This is a genomic window from Acinetobacter sp. WCHAc010052 (assembly GCF_002165295.2).
GTDB lineage: Bacteria > Pseudomonadota > Gammaproteobacteria > Pseudomonadales > Moraxellaceae > Acinetobacter > Acinetobacter chinensis.
The window spans coordinates 3,170,964-3,183,438 of the sequence record NZ_CP032143.1 but is presented as its reverse complement, the minus strand read 5'-3'; the positions used below and the strand labels follow the sequence as shown (position 1 = coordinate 3,183,438).

The 12,475-nt window shown below is 44.9% G+C and carries 12 protein-coding genes; 3 read left to right on the top strand and 9 right to left on the bottom strand.

The features are described from left to right. Positions 1–384: 384 nt before the first annotated feature. Entirely contained in the window at positions 385–1,683 is a 1,299-nt protein-coding gene (locus tag CDG61_RS15570) for a serine hydrolase domain-containing protein (RefSeq protein WP_087550635.1), read from the bottom strand. A 237-nt stretch (positions 1,684–1,920) separates the two neighbouring features. On the opposite strand from CDG61_RS15570, the gene rpsO reads away from it, so the two are divergent. The 3 genes from rpsO (at position 1,921) to CDG61_RS15555 (ending at position 5,868) form a co-directional block, all read left to right on the top strand. After that, positions 1,921–2,190 (top strand): 30S ribosomal protein S15, encoded by a 270-nt coding sequence (gene rpsO / locus CDG61_RS15565; RefSeq protein ID WP_010111798.1) that lies wholly within the window; start codon positions 1,921–1,923, stop codon positions 2,188–2,190. 248 nt (positions 2,191–2,438) lie between these two features. Next, positions 2,439–4,526 carry a polyribonucleotide nucleotidyltransferase gene (gene pnp, locus CDG61_RS15560; protein ID WP_171405479.1) on the top strand — a complete coding sequence of 696 codons (2,088 nt, stop codon included), beginning with the start codon at positions 2,439–2,441 and terminating at the stop codon, positions 4,524–4,526. A gap of 118 nt (positions 4,527–4,644) precedes the next feature. After that, positions 4,645–5,868 (top strand): magnesium transporter CorA family protein, encoded by a 1,224-nt coding sequence (locus tag CDG61_RS15555; protein ID WP_087512728.1) that lies wholly within the window; start codon positions 4,645–4,647, stop codon positions 5,866–5,868. A 45-nt stretch (positions 5,869–5,913) separates the two neighbouring features. Here CDG61_RS15555 and CDG61_RS15550 read toward each other — a convergent pair whose 3' ends face one another. The 8 genes from CDG61_RS15550 to CDG61_RS15515 all read right to left on the bottom strand — a co-directional run bounded on the left by CDG61_RS15550 (position 5,914) and on the right by CDG61_RS15515 (position 12,458). Continuing rightward, complete coding sequence (locus CDG61_RS15550; protein WP_087550436.1) at positions 5,914–6,174, bottom strand: YdcH family protein; 261 nt, start codon at positions 6,172–6,174, stop codon at positions 5,914–5,916. Positions 6,175–6,259: 85 nt separating this feature from the next. Further along, positions 6,260–6,598 (bottom strand): chaperone modulator CbpM, encoded by a 339-nt coding sequence (locus tag CDG61_RS15545; RefSeq protein WP_087512655.1) that lies wholly within the window; start codon positions 6,596–6,598, stop codon positions 6,260–6,262. Positions 6,599–6,608: 10 nt separating this feature from the next. Then, a complete protein-coding gene (locus tag CDG61_RS15540; RefSeq protein ID WP_087512656.1) occupies positions 6,609–7,577 on the bottom strand; it encodes a DnaJ C-terminal domain-containing protein in 969 nt (322 codons plus the stop codon). Positions 7,578–7,721: 144 nt separating this feature from the next. Then, the gene (locus tag CDG61_RS15535) at positions 7,722–8,183 is read right to left on the bottom strand and encodes a DUF2147 domain-containing protein (RefSeq protein WP_087550437.1); all 462 of its coding nucleotides are present in this window, start codon (positions 8,181–8,183) and stop codon (positions 7,722–7,724) included. Positions 8,184–8,381: 198 nt separating this feature from the next. After that, complete coding sequence (locus tag CDG61_RS15530) at positions 8,382–8,837, bottom strand: DUF2147 domain-containing protein (RefSeq protein ID WP_087550438.1); 456 nt, start codon at positions 8,835–8,837, stop codon at positions 8,382–8,384. Between the two features lie 245 nt (positions 8,838–9,082). Beyond that, entirely contained in the window at positions 9,083–9,520 is a 438-nt protein-coding gene (locus tag CDG61_RS15525; RefSeq protein WP_087550439.1) for a DUF2147 domain-containing protein, read from the bottom strand. A 171-nt stretch (positions 9,521–9,691) separates the two neighbouring features. Next, positions 9,692–10,567 carry an Hsp33 family molecular chaperone HslO gene (gene hslO / locus CDG61_RS15520; protein WP_087550440.1) on the bottom strand — a complete coding sequence of 292 codons (876 nt, stop codon included), beginning with the start codon at positions 10,565–10,567 and terminating at the stop codon, positions 9,692–9,694. Between the two features lie 49 nt (positions 10,568–10,616). Then, a complete protein-coding gene (locus CDG61_RS15515) occupies positions 10,617–12,458 on the bottom strand; it encodes a monovalent cation:proton antiporter-2 (CPA2) family protein (RefSeq protein ID WP_087550441.1) in 1,842 nt (613 codons plus the stop codon). Between the last annotated feature and the right edge of the window lie 17 nt (positions 12,459–12,475).

Below are 12,475 nucleotides of genomic sequence, written 5' to 3'. Positions count from 1 at the left end.
GAGAATAATCGCAAAACTATAATAATAAAGTCGTTTAGACAGCGAGCTTACAGAGACGTAAGCGAAAAGAGGAAACTTACAGCCGCTAAGCCTTGTAGTTTTGGGAGAGACTACAGGGCTTTTTATTTTTTATCAGAAATTACACAATGATATAATGTTTACTTGTTGTACGAAAATACTTACAAACAGATACGTAAAAGTGGACTTTTTTCATTCAGTGAATATGGCAAAATCTTACACATAGGGAAGTAAAAGTTAAACATGGAATGTTTAATAAAAACCGCGTGAAGCGGATACTATGACAATAAATAAAACAACGATAATTAAAATAAAAGAAACTACAGCGCAGAAAAAGCCCCAGACCTGGTCTGGGGCTTTTTCATTTCATACGAGGTTGGTTTCAGTCCGGTCTGTTCCAAACAGAGAACGACGTTGTTCTTTGGGAACTTTAGGGCACTGCGCAGAGATCTGGTAAAGAGAGGCAGCCAGTGCTGGAATATGTGTACCAAGCACGGATTTTCCGGTATTGAGGAAAGAGACACTGATGTCCCGCTCAGGATCTGCCCAGCATAAAATATTGGAAAATCCTAAGTGACCAAATGCCTGTCCTGTCATTGGACCAAAGACCCCTAGGGGATTACTGCCCAGCATTGGACCCAGTGCATAACGCATCGGAGCAAGCAGAGTCCGGTCAATACTTGTCGTGGACGTTGGCAGCGTTGCGCGGAAAACAGTTTCAGGGCTCATGATCTGCTTACCGTTATAACTGCCGCCATTCAGCAGCATTTCAAAAAAACGGTTGGACTGTTCTGCACTGGTATAAATATTACCCGCAGGGCAGATGGTATCCATAAAACGGTGATCATTGGTGACATCGACAGCAAGCTGTAATCCACCACCGAGCACATGATTCAGATAATGATCGGTACCCAGTTTAGGGTGCATTCCTGTCGGATAGTTCAATGCCACCTGGTCACGGAACTCAGGTTTCAGACCATAATTGAAAAAGGGCATGTCCATCGGTTTCTCAATATGCTCATGTAAAAACTGACGCAGATCCTGACCTGTGACCCGTTCAATCAGCTCTCCTAAAATATACCCTGCGGTGACAGCATGATAGGCAAGATGCGCGCCCGCAGGAGAGATCGGTTTAGAGGCATATAATTGTTGTAAAATCTGTTCTTTATCAAATAACAGTTCAGGTGTGACTTCGGTTTCAACACGGGGAATACCGCCACGGTGTGACAGCAGATGGAATATGGTCGCCCGACGTTTCCCGTTTTGTGCATATTCAGGAATGTAGTAACTGACAGGATCAAGCAGATTGATTTCACCTGTTTCATCCAGCATGTGAATGAGCATGGCAGTAATCATTTTGGAGGCAGAAAACAGACAGACGGGTGTATCAGGTGTGGCAACAATTGCCTGATCAGACAGACCAGAGGCTGAATTGCCCTGCGCATAGCCAATACTGCGGTTCAGCATAATCTGCCCTTTACGCCGCAGACAGAAGCTGATCAGAGGATAATTTCCTGTTTTGTACAGGTTTTCAATGCTCTGCCAGATTTTTGAAACCTGCTGATCAGTCATACCCCCAAGCTCGGGTGCAACCTCATCAAGGCTACGGGTCACCTGTGACAGGTCTTTGGGTACATAGCAGGTATTGGTGGAAAAAAGTTTCACAACAGGCATCCATGATTCATTTTTTTTATAGAAGAACAAATATTGCAGTTTCATGACGCGCTGTCAGTGTCTCATCTGACTGAAAATGGTTGCCGATTATGCAAGTGATCTTTTGCATTCAGCATCAATTTCCCTTAAAATAGCGGCTTGCTGTAGTGATGCACGGCAGTCAGCTTAATTTTGAAGAGTTAAGCTGATTTGTATCAAATATTTACATAAGCATCTCGGAGAAATCGAATGGCTTTAACTAACACAGATCGCGCAGAGATCGTTGCTAAATTCGCTCGTGCTGAAAATGACACTGGTTCACCAGAAGTTCAGGTAGCACTTTTAACAGCTCAAATCAATGACTTACAGGGTCACTTCAAAGAGCACAAACACGACCACCATAGCCGTCGCGGTCTGATCCGTATGGTTAACCAGCGTCGTAAGCTTCTTGATTACCTGAAAGGTAAAGATGCGACTCGTTATAGCGATCTGATCGCTGCTTTAGGTTTACGTCGTTAATTCGATTTAAACTTTTATTTTCGGAAGATTGCATGATTAATGCTGTACTGATGAAAACTAAAGTACACCTGAGTAAAATCGGGTAACTGGAAGGGGCGATTGTTCGCTCCTTCTTTGTGTCTTAAATAAGTGTTTTGAATATCTGGTGAGGTCGGCTTCTAAGCTTTGTCATTTATGTTGTTGATATGAATGCCAAACCTTAGGGGTCTCCACCAGAAGAAAAAATCAGGAAAGAAAAATACATGTCGATGTTTAATATTATTCGTAAAGAATTCCAGTACGGTCAGCATCAGGTTGTTCTTGAAACAGGTCGTGTTGCGCGTCAGGCAAATACTGTAGTAGTTACTATGGGCGGCGTAACAGTACTGGTTGCAATTGTTGCTCAACCAAAAGCAAAAGCGGGTCAGGACTTTTTCCCACTGACTGTGAACTACCAGGAAAAACAATATGCTGCGGGTCGTATCCCAGGTGGTTACGGTAAGCGCGAAGGTCGTCAATCTGAAGCTGAAACTTTAATTTCACGTCTGATTGACCGTCCAATCCGTCCATTGTTCCCAGAAGGTTTCTATAATGAAATCCAAGTAACGGCTACGGTTGTTTCTTCTGACAAAACGATGGATGCAGATATTGCTGCAATGATCGGTGCTTCAGCTGCAATGTCGATTGCAGGTGTTCCATTTGCAGGTCCAATCGCAGGTGCACGTGTTGGTTTGATCAACGGTGAATACATCCTGAACCCGAACAATGAACAGCTTGCTCAATCTGATCTTGACCTTGTGGTTGCAGGTACAGAAGCTGCTGTACTTATGGTTGAATCTGAAGCGAAAGAACTGTCAGAAGACCAGATGCTGGGCGCTGTGCTTTTCGGTCATGATGAAATGCAGATTGCAATTCAGGCAATTAAAGAATTTGCTGCAGCTGCTGGTGCAGTTGAATCAACATGGGTTGCTCCAGTTAAAAACGAAGAACTTCTTGGTAAATTAAAAGAAGCTTTCGAAGCGAAAATCTCTGAAGCATATACCATTGCTGTTAAGCAGGACCGTTATGCGGCTCTGGATGCACTTCACGCAGAAGCTGTTGCTCAGTTCGTTCCTGAAAATGATGAAACTGGCATTGCTGCTGAAGTTGACGAATTATTCGAAGACCTTAAATACCGTACGGTACGTGACAATATCCTGTCAGGTAAACCACGTATTGACGGTCGTGATACTAAAACTGTACGTGCAATCGATGTACAGGTTGGTGTACTGGGTCGTGCGCACGGTTCTGCACTGTTCACACGTGGTGAAACTCAGGCACTGGTGACAACTACACTGGGTAATACACGTGATGCGTTGATGGTTGATACGCTTGCGGGAACAAAAACTGACAACTTCATGTTGCACTACAACTTCCCTGCATACTCTGTAGGTGAAACTGGTCGTGAATCAGGTCCTAAACGTCGTGAAATCGGTCACGGTCGTCTGGCTCGCCGTGGTGTTCAGGCAGTTCTTCCTGCAGCTGACCGCTTCCCGTACGTAATCCGTATTGTATCTGACATCACTGAATCCAACGGTTCGTCTTCAATGGCGTCTGTATGTGGTGCTTCATTGTCTCTTATGGATGCAGGTGTTCCACTTAAAGCACCAGTTGCAGGTATCGCAATGGGTCTTGTGAAAGAAGGCGAGCGTTTCGCAGTTCTTTCTGACATCCTGGGTGACGAAGATCACCTTGGCGACATGGACTTTAAAGTAGCAGGTTCTGCAAACGGTATTACTGCACTTCAGATGGATATCAAAATCGAAGGTATCACTGAAGAAATCATGGAAGCTGCATTGAACCAGGCTTATGCGGGTCGTATGCACATCCTGAATGAAATGAACCAGGTGATTTCACGCGCACGTCCTGAAATCTCCATGCACGCGCCTACATTCCAGGTGATCAACATCAACCCTGACAAGATTCGTGATGTCATTGGTAAAGGCGGTGCAACAATCCGTGCAATTACTGAAGAAACGAAAGCTGCGATTGATATTGAAGACAACGGTACAGTTCGCGTATTTGGTGAAACTAAAGCTGCTGCTTCTGCTGCTGTTGCGAAAATTCAGGCACTGACTGCTGAAATCGAACCAGGCACAATCTATGCAGGTAAAGTTATCCGTATCGTCGAGTTCGGTGCTTTCGTAAACATTCTGCCAGGTACTGACGGTCTGCTGCACATTTCTCAGATTTCAAATGAGCGTGTTGCAAACGTAACTGACGTTCTGACTGAAGGTCAGGCGATTAACGTTCAGGTTGCAGATGTAGATAACCGTGGTCGTATTAAACTGACAATGAAAGATGTAGAACAGGCTTAATCTGCCGGTTCAGTTTTTCTAAAAAAAGCCCTGTGTGTGCCAAAGTCGTGACTTTGGCTTGCTCAGGGCTTTTTTTATGGGCATGATGCAGGCAGGGATAATCAGAATAATTGACCGTATGCAGACTTTTTATTTTTTTCATCATCCAGATCATCAGAATATCTGCGTCCAGAAAATGCCTGTCAGCGAAACGGAGCAGCAGTTTACCTGGATTGACTGCACCCGTGAAGATGTGGTGAACAGAGCAGAAGAGTGGCAAAAAGAAATTTTTGAGCAGACGGGTCTGCTGATGAATGAATACCATGTCAGAGATATTCTGAATCTGGAACATCCCTGTGCTTTTGATGCGATGGATGAATACGATCTGCTGATTTTCAGAAAACTGATTACTCCGGACGACCATATCAGCAGTGGTGAAAATGCGATTGAACAGCATGAACGGGTCTTTGGTCTGGCAACGTCACCAATCAGTTTCATCTCCACGGATCAGGTACTCATCACAATAAGGGAGCGGGGCAATCATGCGGTGGAGAGCTATATCAACCGCATTCAGAATGTCGTGCAGAAACCCTTTGATGAGCAGAATAAACCCCGGAAACTGGCGAGCACCTCACTGGATTTACAGTTACGTCTGTTAAATACCATGATTGATGGATATCTTGATCTGCGTATGCCTTTGACCCGCCGTGTGGAGTTCTGGCAACAGGAACTGTTGCAGGGAAACCGTCGTTTTACCAAGTGGCAGCAGTTGTTTCAGGAAAATATGGCTTTGCAGCAGATGGAAAATCTGTGTGAAGAACAGATTGATGCCCTGCAGGAACTGCGTGATGAGATTGTTGAAAACTTTGGGCATTTAAAGCCCAGAAAGAAAGCTGAAAAGCAGGATCTGATCCTGGTTCGAGTGGACGATCTGGTCAGCCATGTCGAGCGGATTCAGAAATACACTGCGCGACTCAGTACAGCCATTCAGTCAGCCATAGATCTGCATTTCTCTGCAATATCGAATCAGACCAATGAAAACATGCGTATTCTTGCGATTATTACCGCAGTTTTTGCCCCTCTGACTTTATTGACTGGCGTATATGGAATGAATTTTGAATTTATTCCGGGTCTGAAAAGTCCTGTGGGCTTCTGGATTATGCTGAGTGCAATGCTGTTGTGTACTATTGCACTGCTCATTTATTTCTATCGCCGTCATCTCGTTGGACGGGGAGAGCGCAGTGTGATGGACATGCTGGCGCAGCAACATAAAAATCAGCATGTCAATCTTCTGTGGTTTCTGGATTATGAGCCCATCAAACAGACCATGAAAGAAATGGAAAAAATAACCCGGATGAAATGACCACAGGCAGCACAGGTTTTCAGCTCGGCTGTTCAGTGCTCGGGTTTAATCCTGCTGTTTTGAATGCTGTTGCAGCAGATGATAGATTTCATCTTTCAGATGCAGTTTTTTGCGTTTCAGCGATTCAATATCATCATTGATCAGATGAACAGGATTGAGTTCAAGCTGAATAATTTTCTGATCAAGCTGCTCATGATCTTCGAAAATTTTGGCAAAGTGAGGATTTTTTTCACGTAATCCGGGAATTAAATCCTTATGCTCTGGAAACATATTTTTAATTTTCTTATTACATTCCTTAACTTTCATATCGGGTATGGCTCCCCATAGTCACTGGTCTTAAAAAAAATACACCGCAATCTTCAGGGATTACGGTGTGGTCAAATCTTAAATCTCAGGATTCTGGCAAATGCAGGTGGCGTACTTCACGTCTGAGCTTCTGTACCTCATCAATCAGATCCAGCATCATGGCGACTGCGGAAAAACTGGCATCGAAGTCACGCTGCAGGCGATAGGCTTTACGGGCACGGGTGACATCATCACTGAAAAACTGATGAATACGTTCATCGGGGCGGTTGGGCAGAATATCGTATTCCAGTAACTGCAATACCCATTCAGGGCTTTGCCCACAGGTGGCAGCAAAATTTTTCAGATCAAAACTGCGATAATCATCTACAGATTCGGACTGATTACTGCCTTCACAAATAATTTCACGATAATGAATTGTTGTCATGGCGTTCTCCTTAACCCTGGCGAGGTTTAAAGTGCTTAAAGGCTTCAGCAAATGCTTTGTATGCTTGCTGTTCCGTTTCATTCTGAACAGGTGGATTTACAATCTTTAAAATCAGGTACAAATGCCCTGGTGTTTTATGGGGAATTCCTTTTTCTTTCAGGCGAAGCTGCTGTCCATTCTGTGCATTTTCAGGAATATTGACCTGAAGTTTATTGCCTCCTGGTGCAGTAAACTCAACACTCTGACCTAAGGCAGCTTCCCACGGGCTGATCTTCAGGGTGAAATAAACATCAGCACCTTCTATGCGGATCTGATCGTTATCCTTATATCGGATTTCAATATACAGGTCGCCATTTTCTCCACCATTGACACCACTTTGTCCCTGTCCTGAAAGTCTGATCTGCTGACCTTCTTTCATGCCGGCTGGAATTTTCACCTGCAGGGTTTTCCGCTGAACTTCAGGCTCACCATAGGCATTCAGTGATGGAATCTGCAGGCTGATCTGCTGGCTTGCTCCGTGAAAAGCAATTTCAGGATCAACTTCCAGGCTCGCATGCTGATCTTCACCTTTATAACTGCGTGACTGCTGTTTCTGACTGCGCTGGTACTGATAGTTTTCCCCACCAAAGCCTGAGCCAAAGCGTCCAAACAGATCTTCAAAACCGGAAAAATCTGAGGCATTACCCTGTCCAGTATGCTGTCGGTAAAATTGTGCATTATCAAATCCACCTGCACCCGCGGACTGCCCGTAATTGCTGAAACCTTCTGGATGATCCAGCTGAAAATCATATTCTTTCTTTTTTTCTTCATTGCTTAAGGTGTCATAAGCAACATTGACTTCCTGCATCCGGCTTTCTGCATCAGCTTCTTTACTGACATCGGGATGGTATTTTCTTGCCAGCTTACGGTACGCTTTTTTGATCTGGTCTGCTGTGGCATCGCGTGAAACGCCCAGAATTTCGTAGTGATTTTTAGGCATATTTCCTGAATTTCAGAGTCATTATCTTTTATTTATTATTAAGTCTTTTAAGTGACTTATAACAGCCCTGAACTGTAGCTAATTGTTTCAGCCACAATAAAAAAGCCTTCCTGAAAAAGGAAGGCTCTGACTGGTGGAGCGGGATTAATATTTAACCCAGGTCACACTGCGTCCAATGACGGATACACCGACATAGCCACGCATGGTCAGACGTTTTTCATTGCTGCTCAGACGTGCTTTGCCTTTGTAAATTTTGCCACCAATCGGATCAAGTACCCGACCATCAATAAACTCTTTAGGGTTATTTGGATTCTGTTTAAAACCCCAGATGAAAGGCAGTCCTAAAAATGGCTTTCCTTTCAGGGCACCTGGGCAGTTGGAGCAGATGACCGCTTTTTCTGCACCTGGAATACTGCGGGTTTCAACAATAATTCCCTCATAAGTGCCGTCAGGTTTTTTACTGATCTCGACATCGGCACGTGAATAGCCGGTACGGTCGTCAATGGTCTTCCATTTTCCAACCAGTGGATCGCTGTCAGCAAAGCTCATCGAAGATAAAGTTGCCAGAAACAGTCCAGCAATAATCCCTTTATAACGTTTATTCATTCGGGCCTTCCCTTGATAAAAGTATGCCATTTTAATTTTAGAGTAAAATACCTAAAACAAAGTCCAAAAATCAAGTGAAATCAACGCTATAAAGTGTGACTTTAATCTCTTAAAGAGTGAATTGTGTAGTGTGTTGTGAGATGTGCAGGAGATATTTGCAGTCCACTGCGATGTGGACTGCATAAACTGATGTGGATTTCAGTATTTGATCCAGGTCATATTACGACCGACAGAAGTCCCATCAATAAGACCGCGGATCACCAGATGCTTGCCGTTACTGCCTAAGCGGGCACGGGCTGGATAAATATTTCCAGTATGCGGATCAAGCAGTGTTCCATTGATAAATTCATCTTTCTTTTCAGGATTGGTGGTCAGTCCTGCAAGGGTTGTCAAACCGATCAGTGGTTTACCTTTATTGTCTCCAGTACATTTCACACACTGTACCTGTTTGATTCCACCAGGAGATGAACGTACATCAACAATGGTTGCAGTATACTGATTGGCTTTGTTTTTGGTGATTGTAACGTCGGAAAGAGAGAATCCTGTACGGTCATCAATCGTTTTCCATTTCCCTACAAGTGGATCTGTTGCTGCAAATACCGGCTGGCTGATTATTGTTGCTGTAAAAATTGCGGTCAGCAGTAGTTTATTCATGAAGCTTTCCCTAAAACATGATGTAAATACCTGAAACACAGGAATAATGTTAAATACTTATTAAAACTTTGGAATAACTTATACATGGAAAAAACGGAAGTTGAATAGGCAAAAATGTTCAAAAGAACTGCAACTTTAGGAGGGTGTTCTGGTGATGAAATAACCAATTCATGCACTCGGAATTTGTGCATGGAAAGGGGTGCGAATGAGTGGTTAAAAAATATTCCGAAACCGGCAGTGGTGAATTATTCCACTTTGATCCAGGAAACTGTCCTGCCAAGCAGCGTTGTCCCGATATAACCACGTAAAGTCAGAACATTTCCGCGGGCATTTAACCGACCTTTACCACTGTAAATATTTCCTGTTAATGGATCGAGCACCTGACCATGAATAAACTCACCTTCTTTATCAGGGTTCTGCTGAAAACCTGACAGTATGGGCAGTCCAAGTAAGGGGGCATTTTTCAGTGTTCCTGAACACTTTTCACAGTGGCTGATTGCAGGTCGGTTGGGAATGGCATGAACTTTGATGATTTTTCCTGTGTATTGCCCATTTTTCTGTTTACTGATCTGAACTTCTGCACGTGCATAACCTGTTTTATCATCTATGGTTTTCCAGGTGCCAGAAAGATCCTGAGCATGCAGTAGAGAGCAGTGGAACAGGGGGATCAGCGCGAGGCGCATTATTGTTTTCATTTTAGTTTTTCCGGTCTTTATTCAGTTATTTTTATGTTCCAGCATCGGCTGGAAAACCGGCATTCTACTCGAATTTTAAAACTTTACAATACAGAGGACTGAGCCATTTTCAGTGCATAAAAAAGGGTGACCGTGGTCACCCTGAGCTGCATTTTATATTCAGCTGAGATGTTCACCAAACAGCGCCAGTGCTTCTTCAGCAGTAAAGCTGTACTGGGTGTTGCAGAACTGGCAGTCCATGGTCAGTGGGTTCTGGTGTTCCAGCGTTTCACGTACAGCGACTGAGCCAATCTGAACCAGTGCAAGCGAACAGCGTTCTTTGGAGCAGGTACAGCCAAATTTCAGCTGTTCTGTTTCAGGTAGACGGACTTCTTCTTCATTGTATAAACGGTAAAGAATTTCGTTGGCATCTAGTCCGATCAGCTCTTCAGGTTTGAGTGTTTCAGTCAGCATGGTCAGACGAGGCCACAGGTCTTCATCGACCCAGCGCTGTTCTTCTTCGCTGTTACGGGGTAACAGCTGAATCAGTAAGCCACCTGAGCGCTGTGTATCGCTCGCCAGGACAATCCGTGTTGGAATCTGAGCAGAAAGGTCGTAGTACTGCATCAGGCAGCTGGCAAGATCGGGTTTGTCCAGCGGCACAATCCCCTGATAGCGTTCACCCTGTTCAGGCTCAATGTTAATGAACAGAACCGGATTCAACAGATTTTTCAGCACAGTACTGCTGCTGGTTGCTTCTTCAAAACGGGGATCGGCTTCGTAATCTGCCAGGGCGCGGACTTCACCATTGTGGTTACATTCAGCCATTGCCCATTTCAGTGTACCTGTTGCCTGAATCTGCAGGCTGATCCGTCCACGGATTTTCAGTGTACTTGCCAGTAAAGCGGTTGCACTGAGCATTTCACCCAACAGAACTTTAATGGCAGGTGCGTAGTCACGCTGTTGCAGAATTGTTTGCAGCGCATTTTCAAGATGCACAACCTCACCACGAACAGGGCTATCTTCAATATAAAAACGTTGACGTAAATCAGACATAAAGTTCTCCAAACCCTGTCTTAATGGTGACTATATTGTAAAACACAAGTCACTCAGATTCATCCCGTGTAACATCTATCCGCTGATGTTCCAGTCCGCGCTTCAGATTGACGCCAGCTGGGACTTCACGCGCCTGTGCATCACTTTCAAACAGGTGTTCAAGTTCGGCTAATGCGTTACGGTGTGTTTCATAAATTTTCTGTTCATCGGTATAGACCCGCTGCTGCTGAGTCAGCAGTTTTTCATCATAGTCACGGAACAGCTCAATGCTGCGGTAAGCATCTTCTTCCTCAATCCCCAGTTCACACAGCGCTCTGTAAGCCATGCCCAGTGAAGACAGATAGGTTTCACGCCATATATGCTCAACCCCAAGGTCACGTAACAGATGAACATGGTGGCGGTCTCTGGCACGGACCAGCAGTTTCAGTTCGGGATAATTCAGACGGATATGCCGGGCAACATTCATGGAGTCTTCAATATCATCAATGGCAAGGATGAAAATCCGGGCATGCTCAATGCCTGCTGCCCGTAAAATTTCCGGTTGAGTGGCATCGCCATAATAAAGTTTACCGCCATACTTTCTGACAAAATCCACTTTTTCCAGGTTGCTGTCGATGGCGGTAAAGGACTGGTGCTGTAAATGGGCAACACGGGCAATAATCTGTCCGAAACGTCCAAAACCGGCAATGATGATTGAACTGTGCTCATCAGGAATGTCATCGTATTCAGGCGTACTTTCTTTTTCAAATAATGGCAGCACCCATCTGGTAACCACCCAGTACAGCAATGGTGTCAGCACCATGGAAAGGGTCACCATCAGATTGACAGGTTCCAGCACAGCCTTTGTGATGACCTGTTCACTGAGTGCGACATTCAGTACGACAAAGGCAAATTCACCGCCCTGTGCCAGACAGGTTGCCAGTAATAGGCTGTTGCGCCAGGAGTACTGAAAATAACGGGCAATGGCAGTTAAGGATAATAATTTGATCAGCAGCAGAACCAGTGCTCCACCAATGATCAGTCCTGGAGACTCCGCAATCAGTGACAGTTCTGTGGTCATGCCTACGGTCATAAAAAACAGACCCAGCAACAACCCTTTAAAAGGGGCGATACTGGCTTCAAGCTCATGACGGAATTCGGAGTCTGCAAGCAGTACACCAGTCAGAAAAGCTCCAAGCGTGGTGCTGATACCGAGTACATCCATCAGTACGACCACGCCCAGTACAATAAACAGTCCCACCGCAGTAATCAGCTCATGTGCGCCACTTTTTGCAACAAAGCGGAAAAACGGGCGCATCAGATAACGGCTGAACAGAAACAGTCCTGTAAAGGTTGCAATAATTGCTGCGAAATAAGCAATGCCGTGATGGGTGGATTCTGTACCTGCGAGCAGTGGAATCACGGCAATCAGTGGAATAGCGGCAATATCCTGGAACAGCAGAATGGAAAATGACTGCTGACCGAAGGTGGTGTTCAGTTGCTGTTTTTCGCTGAGCAGCTGCAGTACAAATGCGGTGGATGACAGTGCCAGTGCTGAACCGATAATCAGGCTGGCAGCCACAGATTGCTGAAGGGCGAAAAAGACCGCAATGGCAAGAAACAGTGCGCTGACACCTACCTGGACACTGCCGATCACAAAGATGGATTTGCGCATTTCCCATAGACGCTGTGGACGCAGTTCCAGTCCAATTATGAACATCAGCAGAATGACACCAAATTCGGCAAGTTCCTGAATGGCTTCAGGATCGCTGGCAATATTCAGTACACTGGGACCCAGTACAATACCCGTAAACAGATACCCCAGTACTGTGGCAATACCGAAGCGTTTGGCCAGTGGCACCAGCAAAAGTGAGGCACCAATAAAAATGGTGATCTGCAGTAATAAAGACATGTTGCTGTTCCAGTTAT